The organism is Dyadobacter sp. CY356 (assembly GCF_021440195.1).
Classification (GTDB): domain Bacteria; phylum Bacteroidota; class Bacteroidia; order Cytophagales; family Spirosomataceae; genus Dyadobacter.
This window is the reverse complement of the sequence record NZ_JAJTSZ010000002.1, coordinates 120,486-141,982: the sequence shown is the minus strand read 5'-3', so window position 1 is coordinate 141,982 and position 21,497 is coordinate 120,486. Positions and strand designations below refer to the sequence as shown.

At 42.6% G+C, this 21,497-nt stretch carries 12 protein-coding genes; 2 read left to right on the top strand and 10 right to left on the bottom strand.

Going from position 1 to position 21,497, the window contains the following annotated elements:
- Window position 1: 1 nt before the first annotated feature.
- The 8 genes from LXL81_RS06695 to LXL81_RS06660 all read right to left on the bottom strand — a co-directional run bounded on the left by LXL81_RS06695 (window position 2) and on the right by LXL81_RS06660 (window position 16,103).
- Entirely contained in the window at window positions 2-2,740 is a 2,739-nt protein-coding gene (locus tag LXL81_RS06695) for a M14 metallopeptidase family protein (protein ID WP_234645951.1), read from the bottom strand.
- A gap of 155 nt (window positions 2,741-2,895) precedes the next feature.
- Window positions 2,896-4,212: a TldD/PmbA family protein gene (locus tag LXL81_RS06690; protein ID WP_234645950.1), complete on the bottom strand. Its 1,317-nt coding sequence runs from the start codon at window positions 4,210-4,212 to the stop codon at window positions 2,896-2,898.
- 109 nt (window positions 4,213-4,321) lie between these two features.
- Window positions 4,322-5,959 (bottom strand): TldD/PmbA family protein, encoded by a 1,638-nt coding sequence (locus tag LXL81_RS06685; RefSeq protein WP_234645949.1) that lies wholly within the window; start codon window positions 5,957-5,959, stop codon window positions 4,322-4,324.
- 285 nt (window positions 5,960-6,244) lie between these two features.
- Window positions 6,245-8,431, bottom strand: a complete 2,187-nt coding sequence (locus LXL81_RS06680) for a penicillin acylase family protein (protein ID WP_234645948.1) — start codon at window positions 8,429-8,431, stop codon at window positions 6,245-6,247.
- A 135-nt stretch (window positions 8,432-8,566) separates the two neighbouring features.
- The gene (locus LXL81_RS06675) at window positions 8,567-9,862 is read right to left on the bottom strand and encodes a M20/M25/M40 family metallo-hydrolase (protein WP_234645947.1); all 1,296 of its coding nucleotides are present in this window, start codon (window positions 9,860-9,862) and stop codon (window positions 8,567-8,569) included.
- Window positions 9,863-9,890: 28 nt separating this feature from the next.
- Window positions 9,891-11,339 carry an amidohydrolase gene (locus tag LXL81_RS06670; protein WP_234645946.1) on the bottom strand — a complete coding sequence of 483 codons (1,449 nt, stop codon included), beginning with the start codon at window positions 11,337-11,339 and terminating at the stop codon, window positions 9,891-9,893.
- Window positions 11,340-11,357: 18 nt separating this feature from the next.
- A complete protein-coding gene (locus LXL81_RS06665) occupies window positions 11,358-12,803 on the bottom strand; it encodes a SusD/RagB family nutrient-binding outer membrane lipoprotein (protein ID WP_234645945.1) in 1,446 nt (481 codons plus the stop codon).
- An 18-nt stretch (window positions 12,804-12,821) separates the two neighbouring features.
- Window positions 12,822-16,103, bottom strand: coding sequence for a SusC/RagA family TonB-linked outer membrane protein (locus LXL81_RS06660; RefSeq protein WP_234645944.1), 3,282 nt, complete (start codon window positions 16,101-16,103; stop codon window positions 12,822-12,824).
- A 596-nt stretch (window positions 16,104-16,699) separates the two neighbouring features.
- On the opposite strand from LXL81_RS06660, the gene LXL81_RS06655 reads away from it, so the two are divergent.
- Both LXL81_RS06655 and LXL81_RS06650 read left to right on the top strand, forming a co-directional pair.
- Window positions 16,700-17,344 carry an START domain-containing protein gene (locus tag LXL81_RS06655; protein ID WP_234645943.1) on the top strand — a complete coding sequence of 215 codons (645 nt, stop codon included), beginning with the start codon at window positions 16,700-16,702 and terminating at the stop codon, window positions 17,342-17,344.
- Window positions 17,345-17,482: 138 nt separating this feature from the next.
- Window positions 17,483-19,066, top strand: coding sequence for a DUF4394 domain-containing protein (locus LXL81_RS06650; RefSeq protein ID WP_234645942.1), 1,584 nt, complete (start codon window positions 17,483-17,485; stop codon window positions 19,064-19,066).
- Between the two features lie 68 nt (window positions 19,067-19,134).
- Here the strand turns inward: LXL81_RS06650 and LXL81_RS06645 are convergent, their stop codons facing one another.
- Window positions 19,135-19,992 (bottom strand): SDR family oxidoreductase, encoded by an 858-nt coding sequence (locus LXL81_RS06645; protein WP_234645941.1) that lies wholly within the window; start codon window positions 19,990-19,992, stop codon window positions 19,135-19,137.
- Window positions 19,993-20,148: 156 nt separating this feature from the next.
- Window positions 20,149-21,435: a DUF4932 domain-containing protein gene (locus tag LXL81_RS06640; protein ID WP_234645940.1), complete on the bottom strand. Its 1,287-nt coding sequence runs from the start codon at window positions 21,433-21,435 to the stop codon at window positions 20,149-20,151.
- Window positions 21,436-21,497 lie beyond the last annotated feature (62 nt).

Here is a 21,497-nt window from a genome sequence, read left to right as displayed (position 1 = left end):
ATCAATTAGGAGTAGCGTATAGTTGATTAAACAAGACTTTGAAAGTACCATAGGATTGCGCGCGGAAAGTGATTTCCGGGCCGAAAGCAATCAGTTTTCCTTTACCGACATTGGCTTCAAACGCCGTCACGCCATCCTGCAAATAAGCCTGTCCCCAGGCCCAGCCACTGCGTAGAGGCTTGTTGGTATCAAACCACATTAATGGCTTGATCATTCCTTTGGAAACTGCTTCGGCAGAAAGATTGAATACCGGACTTGCATCAAAATAAACATCGCTTTTTGCATTCATTCCCCAGGTAGTCTTCTGGGTCGAATCAACTGCCACCTGCAAAATACTTCCAGGAATAAAATATTTGTCGTTTGGTAAAGGCCTCTCCACTCCTGCCGCAGTCATTTCCATTAACGCATTTCGAACAGGTAGCCCGATATGATAAGCCAGACTTGTACTGGTTCCTATTGTGAAAACAGAACCGCCGTCTTCCATAAATTTTTTCAAAGCAGGAATAGACTTTGACACGGACAAACTTCCCATCTGACTATGAAATTCGGAAGGCACTTCCTTTTCTTTTGCTTCTTTCCGAACATATTCCTCAGCACCTGGTCTGGCATTTCCGATACCGGGAATTGCTCTGGTCACAAACAATATTAAATCGTATTTTTTACGAAGATCACCGGCGTCAATATCTTTCGCATACACAAGCTGAACAGGAAAATGATATTGTTCCATGATCCAGCGAACCCAGCCAGATGGCATAGAACCGCCATAATTATCCCAGAGAGCTACACGCGCAGGAGTTACTTTTGTCAGGTTAGCTGGACGTTTTCCGACTGTTTTAACCGAAGTCCCTAACTGGGCAGAAGATTTTTCCAGAACAGATTTTGCTTTGGCAGATGCCGGCACGAAAAATGTTCCCTGATCTTTCCCATTCATAATTCGGAAAACCTCCAGACCGGCGGCCAGGAGGTCATTGATGTAAATAAAAGAATTGTTAACCGCAGGACTAAGCTCATAACCAGCCACAGAACCGGATGGAACCACCGTTTTCACAGTCTGTAATTCTCCATAAGGTAACGTCACAAATGGACCGGAAAAGTTGTTTAGAATCCGATCAAAACGAACGCCCATTTGATAAGCCAAAGTCCATCCGGCACCATCATAAGGACGGATCGGAGGACCGCCGGCATACTGAAAATCGTTCGGGTGATCCTGCGGCTCGAACATATCCAGAATATGCGGACGGAAAGCCTGGTTCGATTTTACGATATAAGAGCCGGCGGGATATTTCTTTCCCGAAACTGTGAAATCAGCAGAAGCTTTCTGAACCTGAATTCCGGCTTTGATCAAGGCGTTGAGAAAATTTACTGCCGTTGGAAAATCAGTTTGGTTAGAAGGAATGATATATCCCCGCGCATCCCGAAGCGTGGAATCTTTCAGGATCAGATCGTAATAATTAATCTTGGGTGCTGGCGCAGCAGTACTTGCGGTTAAAGCGGGTTTCCCGGCTTTCATGGCTTCGTTTATCGCATCGATTCTTTTCGGATATGGCGTCCAGTAATCCATATTTCCATGATCAATAGAATTTTTTCCCATGTGGTATATATTGAAAAGCAGATCGTCATAATTACGCGCTGCATAATCCAGTACCGAAAAATTCAATGAAAGTGAATAATCAATGGATTGTTTGAAATGCCAGGTCTGCGGTGTTACCGGGTTGGGTGTGGCACCGTTTGGGATCAAACGGTTTGGTACCAGGGGAATATCTTCCGGCGTTGGTCCTCCGATAATTTCTGTCAGCAAACCGACCATGTTATGAAACTGCGTTGTTGTACGCAAACCTCCGTTATACCAGGTTGAAAAAGTAGAACCGGTCAATCTCGTATAACCCGGTTTGTTTTCAACATTGAGACGATTGTACATGGCTGCGCCCAATGCGTCAATCCCAGTAATCATCAACGGATCAAATACATAATTGAACGGATCGCGGTATGGAGGTCCAGCCAGGACGGATCCGGCAGGGCCGCGCTGATGGTGATTGTACATCACCTGCGGCAGCCATTCAACAAAAAGCTGACGACCCATATTCTGCGATTCCTTCATTTGCATCATATAAAAATCACGGTTGTTGTCGTGACCAATATATTTCTGGTACAATCTTGGCAAAAATTCCAGTGTCCGCTTTTTAGGATCCTTTTCGCGCATATACCAGTTGCTGACCAATTCCTGGCCATCCGGATTGGCATGCGTCATTAGAATAATCACGTTGTCAAGAATCCGGCTTGTTTCCGCATCCTTGCGACTTGCCAGTTGATAGGCCGTTTCAATCAACTGATGAATACCAACAACTTCCGTAGCATGTAAACCGCCATCAATCCAGACAACGGCCTTTCCATCGGCAGCCAAAGCCTTCGCCTGTTCCGGGGTAATTCCCTCAGCACGAGCTAGTTTCTGAGATATCTCTTTGTACTTCGCAAGATTTTTCAGATTTGCAGGAGAAGATATGATCAGCATATACTGATTTCGCCCTTCCTCAGTCAAACCGATACTGGTGAGCTCAACACGGTCTGACGCGTCGGCTAGTTTTTTAAAATAAGCTTCTGTCTGCGTGAAATTGGCAAGCTGGTAATCATCCCCGATTTGAAAACCAAAATGATCTTTTGGAGATGGAACAGATTGGCCAATGGAAGCTGATATACCTGCTGAAATGAGAAATAGGATTAAGAGAATAGGTTTTCTTAGCATAGGAGTTTTGTAAAAATAAAGTTCATATTAGGGCACTTGGAGGTCGGCAATCGGCTTTCAAACTAAATTATTCGGCTTTCGGCAGTCAACTTTTAGTTTATGGAAAGAAAATATTTTCACCCAAAAAACTGAAAGCCGACTGCCGATAGCTGAAGTTATACTGCATCCGAAAGACTTGAAAATGTAAAGTCACGGATTTTCAATGGTGGCACCATATTACCTCTGGTCCTGACAGCCTTGCCCATAGCTTCCAGATTGTTGAGCATAATAATGGGACTTTCGTTGAAACGGAAGTTTTTTACAGGATGTTTGATCTGCCCGTTTTCGATGTAAAAAGTACCATCGCGTGTAAGCCCTGTATAGAGTAAAGTTTGCGGATCAAGCCAGCGGGTATACCAGAAACGGGTCACGAGGATTCCCTTTTCAGTATCCCTGATCAAATCTTCCAGGGATGCCGTACCGCCTTCCATGATAAATCCATCCGGTGCTAAAATGGGCGCAACACCTTTACTTTGTGCCCAATAACGGGAATATGACATATTTTTCACCACACCTTTATCAAACCAAACCACCTTTTCCAGGGGAAGTCCTTCGGATGAAAACGGTTTAGCAGGAATATCTTTGTCGGTAGGATCTGAATATATCGTAACCCTTTCATCCAGCAGCTTCTCTCCTATTCTCGTTCCACCACCTTTTTTACTAAGGAAACTTCTTCCTTCATCCGCCGTCCTTGCGTCCATGGCGCGGATCATGAATGAGATCAGTTCACCCGCAGCGGTTGGTTCCAGAATTACTGTGTATTTCCCAGGCTCAAAAGCCTTCGCGCCTCTGGAAGATATTGCCTTCTGCATGGCAACTTTGGTGGCAACTTTTGTATCCATCAAAGCACTGTCGTTAAAATCACCCGAACCATATCCGGAACCTAAACCATCGGCAGTGCGAACGGTTATCGAAAAATCAACCGAAGTACTTTTATTATAAGCAAACAAACCTTTGCTGTTTCCAAGTGCTTCAAAACCTGCTGAATCTTCCAGATAACCAGCGCCTGTAAGTTTATTTTCGCGAACCGGAATGATACTATCTTTTGCAAATCTGGCGCGCTGAACCGGATCGATCTTTGCAGTAGTATCCAGAAAACCTTTACTCTCAAGATATTTCTGAGGACCAGGCATTGGCAGGTATTCGTCATTTTCCGGTGCCAGTTTCGCCACCTCTTCGGAGCGTCTGACAGCCTTTTCAAGCGACGCATCATCAAATTCATTTACCGTTGACGTACCCTGTTTTTTACCAAAAACAGATGAAATCGATAAAGAAAGGTTATATGTTTCCGCACTTGTTGATACAGAATTACGCGCAAAACGAATATTGCCTGTCCGTTTTCCTGAAAGCTCAACGCTTATTTCATCCGCTTTGGAATATGCCAAAACCTTATCTATAATTTTTTTTGCTTCTTCTTTTGTTAAAATCTCCATGCGGGATCATCCATTTAATATTTTACAAAAAGCCCTCTTAACCTTTCAATCAGCCAAAAACACAATCAAAAAAAATCCTGAACTAATCATCAAATCAAGAAAATCAAGATTATATTTTGCGCCCTGTATTGATCACATTCACGCCATTGAACCGCGAAGTTGAACATCCATGAGACACCGCGCTCGATTGCCCAGGCTGCCCCTTTCCGTCAAACAAAGTACCGAACAAACGGTAATCGTCCTTATCGCAGATCTTTGCACATGAATTCCAAAATTCTTGTGAATTGGATTGATAAGCCGCATTATCAAGCATGCCGACGATCTCGCCGTTTTTAATTTCATAAAACAATTGTCCGCTAAACTGGAAATTGTAACGCTGCTGATCAATTGAAGATGACCCTCTTCCTAAAATATAAATACCTTTTTCAGTATCCCTTATCATGTCCGCGACACCATATTTTTCCTTTCCGGGTTGCAAGGAAACATTTGGCATACGTTGAAACTGTATCGAATCCCAGCTATCGGCAAAACTGCAACCCTGCGATTCTTTCTCACCCAAAATGTGAACCTGATCACGCGTTGCCTGGTAATTCACAAGAATCCCGTCCTTAATCAGATTCCAGTTTTTGCAAGGCACACCTTCATCATCATATCCAACCGCGGCCATACTGTTCGGCTGTGTTTTGTCAGCAACAAAATTGACGATCTTACTTCCATACTCGAATGTTTTGGATTCCCATTTTTCCATGGTTGCGAAACTGGTGCCGGCAAGATTGGCCTCATAACCTAAGACGCGGTCGAGTTCCAGAGGATGGCCTACGGATTCATGAATCGTTAAACCCAGATTTGACGGATCAAGAATCATATCATATTTACCAGCAACAACCGTTTTTGCAGTCAACTTTTCCTGAGCCTGATGAGCGGCAAGAATCGCATCTTCCACCATATCATAGGAAAAACGATACACGGTGGGTTTGCCGAGAATAGAAGTTTTTTCCGAAGCAAGCCCGTCCAGATATTCATAACCCATCCCGATCGGTGCGCTTAGCGCATCACGGGTTTTAAATTTTCCGGCTTTTTTATCAACCGCGGTAACGGTGAAAGTAGGCCACATACGATGCACATCCTGATCGATATAGGAGCCGTCTGTTGAAGCAAAATATTTCTGTTCGTTAATAAAAAAAAGATTTGAGTTCACGAAAGTCGCACCATTTTTAATGGCTTCACCGTTCACCTTCATCAAAAGATCAATCTTTTCTTTCACAGGAATTGTGAATGCATTTTTAGTAATAGGTGTTTTCCAGGTCTGGATTCCTACGCCTTTTTGCGGAGCAAGAATGACCGGCTCTTCCTGCATTTCGGAATTGGCTTTTGCAATGGCAACAGCAGTGGCCGCACATTTGGCAATGCTATCAACAGACAAATCGTTCGTTGCGCAGAAACCCCAGGTTCCGTTTGCGATCACCCGAATTCCTAATCCGTAAGATTCTGAATTGACAATATTTTCAACCCGCATTTCTTTGGTGAAAAAATATTGCCTCAAATACCGCCCGATACGGACATCGGCATAAGTTGCTCCTTTACTTTTTGCGGCATTGAGTGCCACATCTGCGAGTCGTTTTTTTGCAGTGGCATCCATGCCCGGCATCATCAGTTCTTCGGCCGAAATGATTTTGCCATGTACCATTCCGGAGGAAAATAACGCGGCTCCCATCCCGGATAATTGAACAAACTTTCTTCTGTTCATAAAAAATCGTTTTACTTAATGAGTTACTTGACCGTTAAGAGTTTATGTATGCTTTTCTTGTTTTCTATTTTGTTCATGACGCCAAATCCTGGCTGATATAGCAATTTTTAAAACCGGTCGGACGGCAAAAAAGAGCCGTCCGACCGGTGTCTCGCTCCGTCAGACTGCTTTTTCTGCGGCCGTGCGGATTAGAAAAGTTCGATTGATTTTTCATTGTTTTAATTTTTATAAATCACCGAATTAAACCAGAAAATCCGTCTGCTTCTGACAGACGGATTTTGTTCGTTATTCTCCGGGATGATATGTTTTTTCTGCGTTTTTCAGGACGTCCTTTTTATAGAAAAAGATGTCTTTATATTGATGGTTGATATAGCCATCCACCTGATCGGTAAAGTGCGGTGACATTGGATCCGAACTTGAACCGCCGGTTAAAATTGTTTTGGCTTTCAGTTCCTTTCCAAATTCTACTACCGCGACAAAGGTATTTCCCGTAATGCCATATCGGTTTTTCGAATCAGGACTTTTCTTGCTCACATAAGCATTCAGGGAACCCAGGTAACCCGGCGTTGCGGGCAGCAGCCAGCTTTTTTTATTATCGCTTCCCAGTTCACCTTCGGGATTTCTCTGATAGCGGTTTATAGTTCCCCAGGCAACTTTCCAGGTACCAAAATCTTTGGTCAGCTCTGCAACAACATCTTTTAATGCATCTGTCATTTGGCGCGCTGTAAGGTTGTCCGTCGAAACGGCCGCGCCGTTTGTTACTGAATATCTTTCTTCGTTGGTATATGGTTTTTCCAGTTTGGCAACATCCATTTCAATCACTTTTTCAATCCACATGACGGCAAGTGTAGTGGCAATAGAACTCGTATCCGTTCTGAAATCCCATTTTTTCAATACCTCAATCGGACCGGCCAATTCCGGCATAGGCTTTTCTGAACTGGTATAAGAATAGATCAGATTTGGTATGAACCGGGCTGCATTTGGTAAATAGGTATCATGGGCGGCCGCAATGATGTCATCCATTGTTGCATCCTGGATTTTGTCAAGCAACTTTACCGCATTCATCGCGCGAGGCGTTTGTCCGTCAGGAAACATAAATTCCGGCTTTTTCGCCATTGTTGAATCGTATGGACCGGTTGCATACAAAACGGTAGAATTACAATTTTGAAGCCAGCCATTCGCCGGGTTTTTGTAGTTAGGAATCTCATCCAATGCGAAAGTACCTTTCCATTCCGTGGCATCCGTACTTCCATCCACAGGACGTTTCCAGTTTAATGAAGGATCCTTTTTTGGAACAAAGTTCCCATGCCAATAAGCGATATTCCCGTCTCTGTCGGCATACATTACGTTACTTCCAGTCATCACGCGTTTATCCATGGATGCTTTAAACTGATCAAAGTTTTTCGCTTTCATCTTTTCCCAATGCATAGCAAGCAGATCAATACTGCCATCAATTGTTTTAAGCGTTACCCATTTTTTGTTCAGAACAGACACGACCGGACCGTGATGTGTGCGGTATACGGTAAACTTCCTGCTCAGCATCTCATTCCCTTTTTTATAAGGGACCGTGATTTCAGTACTATCAACTGCTTTCATTTCACCGTTGTATTTATAAAAATACTTACCGTCTTTCTGCTCAACTGTTTCGGCATACAAATCTTTTCCGTCAGATAAAGAAACCGGATGCATCCACCCAAGATATTCATTAAAACCCTGAAAAAGGCTGAATTGACCAATAAAAGGTGCGCCATAGGAGTTTAGCCCTTCTTCGCTTGTAACCTGAATTTCAATACGACCGTAAAATTCCGAGTGCGGATTGATCAAAATCATCGCATTTTTATTTTTCGTGCGGGTAGGTGCTATTGCCCAGCCATTTGATCCTGCCGGCTCACGAAAATTGTCCGGTTCAAAACTGGGTATGTAAGAAGTAAACCTTGGTGTTTTTTTTGAATAAAACGCAGCAAAACCTGCCTCATCGATATTGCTGCCACCCAGTGCCGGAACATTGTTCATCAATGACATCCAGGGCTCAACGCGTTTTATTAGTTTGGTCTTTTTTTCAGGATGCGCGATCAGGTAAAGGTTTACACCAGCTGCAAATCCGTCACACAATTTTTGAAGCCATTTCGGCGATTCTTTGTACAAAGCCTTGGCTCGTGTAGAATCTGTGTATATTCTTGTCCAAAGATCTTTGTAAATCGCTGCCTCGCCATCCACTTCTGCCTGACGTCCAAGCCTGCTGATCAATGATGATTCCAGTTTATCGAAAAATTCTTCGCATTGTACATAACTCATACCGAAAACTGCTTGTTCGTCAGTTTTGGCGTACACATGAGGAACGCCATATTTATCTTTTACAATGGTGATTTGCTGTCCTTCCTTTCTCAAAGCCTTTATTTCTTTTGGGGAGAAATTTTGAGCTGAAACGTTGAATGATAAGGCGAGAAAAGTGAATATGGTAATTTTTTTCATTTTAAAAGTGGGTTTATTTTCCGGTGTTTAAAATTGTGGCGGAAATTATTCCGGTGCGCTGCACCTTATGCTTTTGTAGGTAATCTTTCATTTCCTACAAGTATTTCGGTGCACCGCACCTTTTTTTCTCACCCTTTATTTTGTCAACCTTAACATCAGGATCGCCGTGCGTTTTACGATCGCTTCGATTGAATTAAGATTGACATATTCTCCCGGTGCATGGGCACCTCCGCCTTGTACTCCCAGGCCATCAAGACCATCAACATACTGCGCAACGAATGAAATATCACCAGCACCTCTTTTTCCCGGATCATATGCTTTTACCTCGCCCTGCCCAAGATCCAGACTAACCTTATTCAGAACATTTAAGACACCCATATTCCCTTCTGTTGGCGGCATTGCTGGATAACCGTCTTTGAACGTAATCTCAGCTTTTGTCAGCGGAAGATTTTTAGCCGCAATCACTTTCATCTTTGTTCGCGCATTTTCCAATTGTTCATTGGTGAGAAAACGAAGATCGCCATTAACAACTGTGGTGTTGGCTATCAAATTGGTTTTCCCAGACGCTTTTCCTTCGATTGAAGTTGCTGTCATATCGGTTGCAGTGCCGCCCATGATCAGGCCCGGACTGAACGTTAGATTTGGTTCCTGCAATTCTTCGTAAAAAGAATTCAGAATTCTCGCTGTTTCATAAATTGCTCCTGCACCGGCATTCGCAGAAAAAATTCCTGATGAATGCGACTGTTTTCCTGAAACTTTCAGTGACCAGCCGCTTGCACCACGACGGGCAACGGTTGCATAATTAAAACCTGTTCCATTTTCAAAACCCAAGGCAATATCACTTCGCTTTGCGATATCAATAATATCTTTGCGGCTTATCTCGATCGGGGAACCTGCACTTTCCTCGTCACCATGGATAATCACAACAATTTGCCTGTCTTTCAACAAATTAGCTTCTTTCATGGCACGCAAGGCATAAATCATTACCATATTCCCACCTTTCATATCGCAGGATCCCGGACCAATGGCGATACTATCTTTCTGTTCCCATTTCTGAAAAGGACTGTCCGCTTCGAAAACCGTGTCCATATGCCCGATGAGCAATAATTTCTTTCCTTTCGTACCCTTGATCTCAGCGATTAAATGTCCGCCGCGGTTCATGGATTCCGGCATATCTACCCAGGTTGTCGTAAATCCGATATCATCCAACAGCTTTTTATACAGCGCACCCACTTTTTTCACACCAGCCGGATTTTGCGAGCCACTGTTGATATTGACCGTTTCTTCTAAAAACTTCACAGATTCTTTGTGATTTTTCTCAACATTTTTTGTGATTAAAATCTCTTCTTTTGACAGTTTTTGAGCAAAAGAAACGGATTGAAGTGAACCCACGAGGCCAAGAACACAGGCGGTATAAGTTTTTAGATTCATTTGAATTGGATTTGACATAAAGCTAAAACTACTTGTTACGATAATCAAGAGCAGGTTTTCTGTCTCCCACCATCGCCTCATATTTAAAACCGGCACCGCGTTTTTCTTCAAGTTCATCCTTGGCAGTTTTCAATACCGAAGGATTTTTAAAAATATCATAGGCTGATAGTGCCATCGACTTTGCGGCAACCATCATGCCTTTTGTACCTATTGAGGTACCGCCGCAGGCAACTGCCTGCCAGCTATGGCCAGGAGTTCCCGGAACGAAAGTGGCAATTCTCACGCCGGCGGTTGGTACTGCCCAACTTACATCTCCAACGTCCGTAGAACCACCTCCGCCTTCACGAATCTTTTCTACTTTGTAAGGCTGAATTAAAACAGCTGCATCCATTGAAGGAAGTTTCCCAGTGAATGAAGTCCTTATTTTATCAGCATATACCTTTTCTTCTTCACTATATTTTACACCGCCAACTTCACTCAGGTTTTCGTACATGATCTTTGCCAGCGTTTCATTCGGCAGCAAATTAAATGCTCCACCGGTAACTTCATAGTCCACCGTGGTTTCCGTACCCATCGCTGCACCTTGCGCTGCTTTCACAACACGGGCAAAAAGCTCCTTAACTGTTTGCATTTCAGGATGTCTTACATAATAGTAAACTTCGGCAAAGTCAGGGACAACATTGGGAGCTTCACCACCTTTTGTGATCACATAATGAATTCTGGCATCGGAAGGCATATGCTCACGCATCATATTTACCATATCATCCATTGCCTCCACGCCATCCAGTGCAGAACGGCCGCGATCCGGAGCAGCTGCAGCATGTGCCGATACGCCATGAAAGCGGAATTTTGCAGACATATTGGCAAGGGAAGAAGTTGCATTGGCAAGATTTCTATCGCTTGGGTGCCAATGTAAAACGGCATCAATATCATCAAACAAACCGGCTCTTACCATATAAACTTTTCCCGACCCGCCTTCCTCTGCCGGTGTTCCAAAAACAGTGACAGAACCTTTGGTTCCACTACTTTTGAGCCAGTCCTTTACAGCAATTCCCGCTGCAACAGAACCTACGCCAAAAAGATTATGACCACAACCATGTCCGGCTGCACCGGCCACCGCTTCTTTTTTTTCCGGATCGCTGGTTTGAGACAAACCTGGCAGCGCGTCAAATTCTGCTAGGATTCCAACCTTCTGGCCTTCCGTTCCATAAGTCGCCACAAAGGCAGTGGGGATTCCGGCCACGCCTGCGGTGACTTTAAAACCAGCTTCTTTTAATTTTTGCTGTAACAGGGCAGAGCTTTTTGTTTCCTGATAACCCGGTTCGGCATACCCCCAGATCTTTTTCGCAGTCTCTCCATAGGCAGGCGTCAGTTTATCCAGAGAAGAGACAATCGCCTCTTTCTCTGAATTTCTCTGACCGATAACGTCCACAGATAAATAACACAGCAAACCCATCAGAATGATTCGTTTTTTCATTGTTATATTCTGAACAGATTATTTATAAATGCTAGTCAGCTCAAACAAACCAGGTGCCACGGCAGGACTGTTTATATTTGAGTTTAATTCGTTTTGAGAATAGATAAAACGGCCTGGAAGTTGTGTTCCGTTGCTAGGTGTAATTTTGATACCCACCGCTTCTGACCGCGTCCGGCGCTCATCATCCCAGCCAATGTGCTGACCGTAGAAGGTCACGTAACGCTCTTCAAGGATTTCACGGAGCAACGCCTGATCAGCCGTAATACCATCTTTATTTTCCATTCCGCCTGCTGCAAAATCCGCTGCCACGTAAGCTTCGTATTTGTAATTTCCAGCGACCTTATAAGTAGCATGCAAATATCCGCCTCCGTTAAGAAATGCACGATAACTGTTCAGATGACCCAGAGCAACATCGAAACCTTTACCAGAGCGTAATGCAGCTTCCGCCATTGTAAGCACATTTTCCTGGTAAGTGATCAAGGGAAAACTTGCATCTCTTGCAAAAAAACCGCGAGCTGTTGTTGTTGTAGATGTGTTGGGCTCGATAACACCCGGAGCATTTACACCGTTTTCAAGATAATAAAACTTAAACCGCGCTGTCTCAATTGTTTTTGCATTTCCACGATATTTGGCATTGGCAGGATTGAGAAGAAAAGTCAGATATGAATCTTCACCTGTAATACTTCCTGCACGAATGTTTGTCAAAAAGCTGTAATTGGCATTTTCATTGACACTGGCTGTTGTACCATGGATGGCATAAAGCGAGTTGGCAAACGTACTGACACCTGTTGTTGCGGCTGTCAAAGCAGCGTCATATTGTTTTGTATCTGTAAGAAGACGCGCTTTTAAAGTGTACGCAACCTGCTTCCATTTTGTAGCATCACCGCCGAGGTAAATATCTTCTGTGGTAACAATCCCAATGCCTGATTCCAGATCTGCAATGGCTTCATCCAGACGGGCAAGCAATTTGGGATATAATTCGGCCTGGGTTTCAAATTTAGGGTTTGGATATTCAGTGGTGTTTCCGGCCTCTGTATAAGGAATATCTCCCCACAATTCCGTTGCCGTCGCCATACCATTTACCTGAATGATTTTGGTTATACCCGCCATTTTCCGGTTGCCAAGTGCTTCTGCTTTTTCAATAGCAATCAGCGCATTTTTGTTGACACCAGCGAAAAATAAATTCCAGTCGTCATCAAAATTACTGGCAGTGATCTGATACAAATACCAGGTTCCCAGCTGCTGGAAAGTACCTTTTCCATAACCTGTCCACACGATGGCAAGCCGGCTGGCAAGCCCTTCCTGCGCTGCCATATTTGCGATTTCCGTCCCCGTAAAAACATACCTTGCCGGTGCGTCAGTTGCGTTATTGGGATCTTTATTCAGGTTATCAACAATTCCCTCACAGGAAATAAATCCGAGGCCAACTAATAGTGCAAAAACTGATTTATATATTCTTTTCATGAGTTACCAATTTGAAAATTAATAATTGACTTTAAGGCTGAACACCAAAGACTTCGTGTTCGGGTTGTTGAAGTAATCTACCCCACGCGCGTTACCGACACCAGAAACATTTGTTTCCGGATCCACACCAACAATTTTTGTCCATAAAACAGGGTTTCTTGCAGTCACTGTAAAATCAACAGATTGCAGTTTTGTTTTCTTTTTAAACCCAGCCGATTTCAGACTATATCCAAGAGAAATTTCACGGATACGCGTCCAGCTGCCGTCTTTTACAAATTGCTCAGCCAACTGCCCGGAATGCCCACCGATAGATGTGTAAAACGACTGATCAAGCAAAACCGGCCCTCCGCCATAATCAGCTATATTTCCTCTCACTGTCGTTCCGGCAGGTGTTAGCTTTCCTGCATAATTATATGTATCCTGAGCCAAAGTAACTTCATGCCCAACATCTGCATAGGTACCAAAATTCACTAAAACTCCTTTTGTTCCCTCGTAGAAACTGGCTCCTTGGGAAGTTTCGAAAAGTACATTAAGCGAAACATTTTTATAAGAAACATTGGTACCAAAACCACCCCGCCATTTAGGATTCGGGTTACCAATAATACCAAGTGTTGTGCTTAATTGAGGAAATCCATTGGTTGTCAGATCCATTTCACCACCTTCTTTACGTTTGTAAGTTCCGCCGTAGAATGAAGACAATGCATGACCAACGTTAGCAACGGTACTGAGCGCACCGCTTGTAAATGTTATAATCTGTGTTCCGCCCAGGTCTGTAACTTCATTGGTATTTTTACTCCAGTTGGCAAAAACATTTACGTTCCAATCCTTTTTCTGGAAAACATTCATGTTAAGATCAACTTCCAAACCTTTATTCTGCATTTTACCGGCATTTGTATATTTCTGTGTAAAACCTGTTGAGCCAGCCGCAGAAACCTGCAAAAGAAGATCTTTAATTTCGTTCTGATAATAGGTAAAACCGGCAGAAAGTTTGTTCTTGAAAAAACGAAGATCAGTCCCTAATTCAAATTCTGTTTTACGTTCCGGTCTCAGGTTTGGATCACCTTGTGTGTAACTTTGCACGTATGCCCCACCGTAACCTGCACCACTTAAATCCGTTGCCCAGCTGCTGAATGCCGCATTTACATAAGGTGTGGTATTTTTGTAAGCATCCGGCTGAATACCCACCACTCCAATGGAACCGCGGATTTTACCAAATGAAAGAATTTCATTATTGGCAAAAACCGGCAATTGTGTAAACTGCCATGCAATATCCGACGAAGGATAGTAAAACGTTGATTTGGACAAACTACCAAATGTTGAGCCTGCTTCGCCAGCCGCGGAGACATTCAGATATAACTGATCATAAAATCCTAAGTTCAAAGTAGAATAAAGACGCGCCATTCGACGGTGTCTTTCACTGTTGTATGGATAGTTATTTGCGAAAGTTGAGTTTGTAAAGTTTGCCGGTGCATCTTCCAGAATAAAGTTGTTCATCAAACCACCCAAACTGTTATATTTTCTGTCATTTACGTTAAAACCAACAATCAGCGTTCCCGTAATATCTTTGGTGATATTATGCGTAGCACGGCCGATCACATCCATATTCAATTCGGTTTCCTTAATCATTTGCTGCTCATACTGGCCAGCTCCTGAATTTGCAACTGAGTTGACGGGGTTGTTAGTTACACGCCTATCTGTATACGTATCCAACCCACCTCTTGCCGTAATATTAAACCAGTTTGTAGGACTTACCACCGCTTCGGTGCTCATGATAAAACGGTCAACCTCCGAAAGATTTGTCAGTTCATGAATAGTCCATAATGGATCATTATAACTTGGGTTAGCCGATGCTCCCAGATAATTGCGATATGAACGCTGACGGTTTGTAATCGCAGATGCAGTCGGCGAAGAGAAATAGGAGCCTTTCCAATAACGACTGTCAAAATCCGGGGAAGACCTAAGCATACCCAGATAAAGACCGCTGGTATTATCACCTTTCTGAATACGGTTTGAGGTTGTTCTTACGTAAGTCGCATTTGTCGAAATTCTTAGTATATCATTAAACTGGCGTGTACTGTTAAAACGCACCGAGCTTCTTTTGTAATCGCTTTGTCCGGCGAAAATACCTTTTTGAGAAAGATTGCCAAGGCTTAAATAAAAGTTTCCTTTTTCATTTCCACCACTGATCGCCAGGTTATTATCAAAATATGTACCGGTACGAAAAACTGCATCTTCACGTGCCTGGTTGTATGTTTCCTGAGAATTCTTTTTGATGATAGGGTAAAATGTTGGCCCGTTGTAAGCTTCAAAACGCGCACCATTTTTATTCACTTCGTCTTCTCCGCCAGTCCGTGTTGAGATTTTATCTCCCCATGAATATTGTGTAGTCGGACTATAAACGCCACCTGATCCCTGACCAAATGCAGATTGCAAAGGATGCAACACGTTTACTTTATCAAAAGAAGCCGTTGATGTATAACTGATGTTCATTTTTTTATCATCTGCGCCACGTTTTGTAGTAATAACAATCACTCCGTTTGCTGCGCGGGAACCCCATAAACCTGCCGCCGAAGCACCTTTCAAAACCTGCATACTGGCAATGTCTTCGGGATTGATATCGTTTAAACGTGATTGCTGGGCAACTCCTCCCCGCGCGTCTCCCTCCGTTGTGTTGCTCATCGGAATACCATCGATGATAACCAATGGCTGATTGGAGCCTGTAATCGTATTCTGACCGCGGATCTGGATGTTGGAACCTGCGCCCGGGTCACCGCTGGAACGCGAAATCTGCACACCGGCAGCCTTACCAGCCAGGCCGTTAATTACTCCGGTTTCCCCGGACCGACGAATGTCATCCGCTTTAATTGTAGATGAAGTTGAACCCATGCGGTCCTTGTTTTCTCTGAAACCAAGTGCCGTTACCACAACCTCGCTTAATTGTTTTGAATCAGTAAGCAGAGAAACATTGATCGTCGACAGACTGCCAACAGGAACTTCTTTTGAAATAAATCCCAGAAAGGAATAGACCAGTATGTCGCTTTGAGACGGAACTTCGATGGTGTAATTTCCTTCTGCATCGGTGGAAGTACCCGTCATACTGCCTTTAATCACAACATTGACTCCGGGAATTCCGGACCCATCCTCTTCCGAAGTTACCTTTCCTTTTACCGTAATCGCCACAGAGACGTGGCCTTCTTTTCCGATACTTGTGCTAGCGACGGAGCGGGCCGGATGACTCAGGCTTCCTGCAAGCAAAATAATCCAAAGCGCAATGGCTTTTTTGGGTAAGGATTTATTCATATTTATCAATGATTTTTTGGGTTAAACATAAACTTCACCGGGTTAAAAAGTTTTCAATTCAGATTACATTTTGAAAAATTTAATTCAGAAAAATATTTTACCATTCCGCATTGAATCAATTTATAATTCCGCTTTTTCAAATTTTTTCAATATTAAATTTTGACTTATACACCATATGACAATACCCGAAATCATGAGGGTACCCTTTTTTATAATATTCTTCAAAAGTTTAAATTCTTTCTTTTTATCAGAATAAAATAAGTCACTTACCATCCAAAAACGGGTATATATTTTGTCAGGGAGGAGATTGTTTTTTTCAATATGAGAAGATAAAAAACAGGGCTGTCGGGATCGTTTTGAAGTTTCTTATTATCACACTTTCAGCTCTTTACTTTATTTCTTATTATTGTGTCAGGTTGATGTAAGTTCTATATCAATTAAAGGTTACGATATTTAATAAAGAGCCCTGGAATTCCGGGGTTTTTTATTTTTGGTTATGTATCAAACTATCCGTACGTAATTATTTTGTTCCAAAAGCTGTTACCAAGGCAGCAAAACGGTAGACTTCTTTTACTGTTGGAATAGTTTAATTTCAGATGTTCAAAAGATTCATATTTTTTATAATTTCGGTAGCTTTTTTCCAGACAACCTATGCTCAGGAATCCTGGAAACTGAGTACGGAAAAGGATGGAGTTAAAGTTTTTACAAAGTCAATACTGACTTCAAAAATAAAGGCTCTAAAAATTGAATGCATCCTTAATGCATCGGCTTCACAGCTCGTTGCTGTCATTATGAATATTGAAAAAGGCCAGGAGTGGGTTTACAGTACTAAATCCTGTGTTTTGCTTAAACAGGTTTCCCCATCCGAACTTTATTACTATTCGGAAGTTATACTACCCTGGCCTGCCCAAAACCGGGATTTCGTTGCGCATATAACAGTCACTCAAAATCCTGCAAATAAAATAATAACAGTGGACGCTCCCTGTGTAAACGGATATGTACCCGAAAAAGCGAATATTGTAAGAATACAAAAATCATTGGGAAAATGGATGATAACGCCGCTTTCTAAAAATCAGGTCAAAATTGAATATACCCTCGCAGTGGATCCTGCCGGTACTATTCCTGCATGGCTGGTAAATCTGGTTGCTTCGCAAGGGCCCTTAGAAACATTCAAAAAACTCAGAACACAGTTGCAAAAACAGGAATATAAAAACGTTCACCTTTCATATATAATTGATTAGCAGTGTTTTAGAAATTATTGTTTGGCTGAATTAAAATCGAATTAAAATTAAATTAAAAATTTAACACTGATTTTAATCCATGCGGAATGTTTGAACGTATGTGAGTAGAAAGTATCACTCATCTAATTCAACCGATTCATGGAAATTTTTAAGCAACATTTGAAAACGGCAACGTTTGCACTCGGTCTTGCGGCCTCCCTGGCCATGTACTCCTGCGAAGATCACCGTCTTGCTCCTACCGAACAAGCACTTCCTGACCGGATTTTCTACGCGCTTTCGGACAACAATCAACTTCACGAACTCAATGTAAAAAACACTACAACACCACTAAGATCATTTTCTATTACAGGGCTTGAAAGCGGCGACGTTCTTGCCGGCATCGATTTCAGACCTGCAACAGGCCAGCTTTATGCAATAAGTGCCCAAAGCAATCTTTATCAGATCAACGTAAAATCCGGGGATCAGCAGGGAAAGGCTATACGAATTGGAATTGCGCCAATTGCTACAACATTATCAGGTTCAAACATCGGTTTTGACTTCAACCCAACGGTTGACAGAATTCGTGTGGTAACCAATACAGCTCAGAATCTTCGCCTGCATCCTGAAACGGGTGCTGTTGTAGCTGGAGATTCTCCGCTAAACGGGCCGTCCACTACGATTGGAGCTGTGGCCTATACAAATAGCCGTGCCGGTGTAACTGCCGCTCCGGGTGTTGGAACAACGCTTTACGACATTGATCCGATTGCAGATATGTTATATATTCAAAATCCGCCAAATCCGGGTGCTTTGGTGCCTGTGGGTGGTTTGGGTCTGGATATACAGGATGTAGGCGGATTTGATATTTCTCCGGATATAAATGCGGCTGACGTTTATCCTATCGCTTCGGTTAAAATATCCAATGTCTGGGAGCTTGATTTTGTCAATCTCTCAACCGGAAGACTACAAAAACTTGGAAATTTACCAACGGGTGTAAATATTATCGGGATTGCAATTCCTTCTCTTCCGGTCGCATATGCTTTGGATGGTTCTAACAATATCAAAATATTCAATCCAACAAATGGCTATGATTACGGCACTAAAGCGGTGACCGTACCAACTGGCGTTATGTTGATGGGTATCGATATCAGACCAGTTAACGGACGTTTGCATGCTTTGGGAAGTAACAGCAAAATTTACGGAATTGATCTTGGATCTGGCGCAGCTACTGAATTGTCCAGTCTGAAACTTATGGATAATACGCCTGTAACACTTAGCGGTACAATGTTCGGTGTTGACTTTAACCCTGTTGCAGACAGATTACGTGTTGTAAGCAATACCGGACAAAGCCTTCGGATTAATGTTACTGACGGCGTAACTGCTGTGGATGGTTCTCTTAAAATCGGTGTTGGCGGACCGACTCCGTTTGTAACGGCTGCCTCATATACAAACAGTTACCCTGGCGTAACGGCTACAACCTTATACGATATTGATAGCCAGTCAAATTTGTTATACAAACAAATGCCTCCAAATGACGGCGTTTTGGTTGAGCCGAAAGCGCTTGGCATTGACGTTGATTCTTCAATTGGATTTGACATCGGAAACGTTTCGGGCACTGGATATGCAATCTTCACCGTTGCGGGTAACACCAGTTTCTATGCTGTTGATATTGCCTCAGGTACTGTTCAGCATAAATTCCCTTTCAGTACGCCTATCAAAGGTCTGGCGTTAGGTTTCGGTTTATAATTCATTCAATACAAAAAACGGATGCTCTGAATATATCGGAGCATCCGTTTTTTTGTATTCAACAATAATTATCCGTTAATAATCTGCCCGCCGTTTGGATGCAAAACCTGACCGCCAATATAGGAAGCATCTTCACTTGCCAGAAAAACGTAACACGGTGCCACCTCGCAAGGCTGACCCGGACGTTTAAATGGTGTGTCTTTTCCAAATTCAGCTACATGTTCCGCATCGAATGTTGATGGAATCAACGGCGTCCAGATTGGGCCCGGTGCCACAGCATTGACGCGAATTCCCCTTTCAGCCAGATTTTCTGAAAGTGAGCGGGTAAATGCAACGATCGCACCTTTAGTTGCAGAGTAATCGAGTAAACCCGGACTTCCGTGATACGCAGTGACAGATGTTGTGTTGATGATGCTGTCGCCCTCGTTTAAATGCGTTAACGCAGCCTGTGTAAAATAAAAAAACGAGAAAATATTGGTACTAAATGTATTTGTAAGCTGAGCCGAAGATATTCCTTCAATATGCTCCTGCGGGTGCTGTTCCGCTGCGTTATTGACAAGAATATTCAACTTCCCAAACTGGCGGATAACATTTCCCACCGCATCTTCGCAGGTACTTTGCTGACGAATATCACCCTGAATTGTCAGACATTGCCGCCCCTCGTTTTCCACCATTTTTTTGGTATCCTCCGCATCCTGATTTTCGGCCAGATAAACGATGGCTACATCCGCTCCTTCTCTTGCAAAATGAACGGCAACTGACCGGCCAATTCCACTATCTCCGCCAGTGATCAAAGCAACTTTACCTTCCAGTTTGCCGCTTCCTTTGTAATTTTCGCGAATCACAACCGGTTCAGGATTCATATCCTTCTGAATTCCGGGCTGATTCGTTTGTGTTTGACCTTGCGTTTCAATATCAAATTCCATGACGTAAAAGATTAGGTGAAAAAATTTAATCTTATCGCCCTGTAAAAATATGTGCCAAATAAAAAAAAGTCCGGCTGGGAATATGTTGTTTATTGAAGGTTTAATTTTCAAAGAACAATGATGAATTTGTCAGTAATATCAAAAACCTGATTTTAACTATTTCGCATCCGGTTTCCCTGCCCAGGCAATGATGGCTGGATATAAATCAGCAACCGTCTGGCCGGGCTTTCTTGTCTGGTATAACCTCAAAAGCTCCTGATCAAACTCTTTAAATTTTTGAAAACCACGAAATGTTACCATATTATTTTCCATAGCTAATCTCAGGTTTTCAGCGATTTTTTTGTCAAAAATATCTGAGTAGTAAAGTGTCACCAGCCCGTAGTTCATATATTCTTCAAAACAAGAAAGCGTGTTATTATAACTTGCAGCCGGTTTGCCCTGTGTGGTCCACATCGCAAGATCCTTCAAAGCTTTTGCAATTTCCTTTGCATATTGATCTGCTTCCGGATTGAGATAACTATGATTGATTTCCGTAAATACAATCATCGATCTCTGACCACGCGTCAATGCAGGATCCTGAGTTTTCTGCCGCTCATTCACAAATGGGTAATTAACATGCGCCTGCGCCTCAGAAAATCCATTATCTAAAAAACTATTGGCCGATTGGTTCCAGCCCACGAGTGGTGAAAAAATTACTTTAATTGCGGAATATTTTGTCCTGGGAAATTGCTTTTCCAGCCATACCTTCATATCAGCAACATTAATATTTTTTTGAAAATCAGTTTCCAGACCTTCGTAAAAAGTTTTATGTTGCTTATAAAAATCTCTGAATCCCGACTTTTTTGCAAAGGCTTCCAGTAATGGCAAATAAAGTTCGAGCGTATTAACACTTCCCCAGCTTACCCGGTCATAAACACCAGATTTTTCAATTTTATCTCCTTTAAACTGAAACGCATAACTGTCCATTTTCAAAGGAGCATATTGATTATCGGGATCTTTTAAAAGTGAATCAAGTACATGGACGGCTGGCAGTGAGGCATAAGGCGCGAAATGTTTTTTTACGGTCTGGTAATAGCTGGTTCCCTTATAAATCGCTCCTGTTTTGCCATACTCAGTTAAGGAGAAAATAATATTGATCAGCTCATAGACCTCCGGTGCCTGGATAATTGTTTTACCTGAATTTAATTTTTTATAGTTATCATCAAAAATTGCTGCTTTGATAGTTTTAACGGATGTGAAAATACAGGTTGCAGTATCTCCTTTTGCCTCTCTTATTATTTGGAATGTTGCCTGTTGTCCATGTTTGAGCATTACTGCGATGGAATCCTGCTCGGAGATAAGTGATAATATTAAGGAATCTTTCTCTGTCCCTAATTCATAAGAAAACGTTTTGGGAATATCGTTCACACCATTGAAATTGCCTTTCTCATTTTCAATGTTCATTATTATGCTATTCGTTTTTGTACGAACAAACGGGATTTTTGTTTGTCCAAAAAGAACATTGG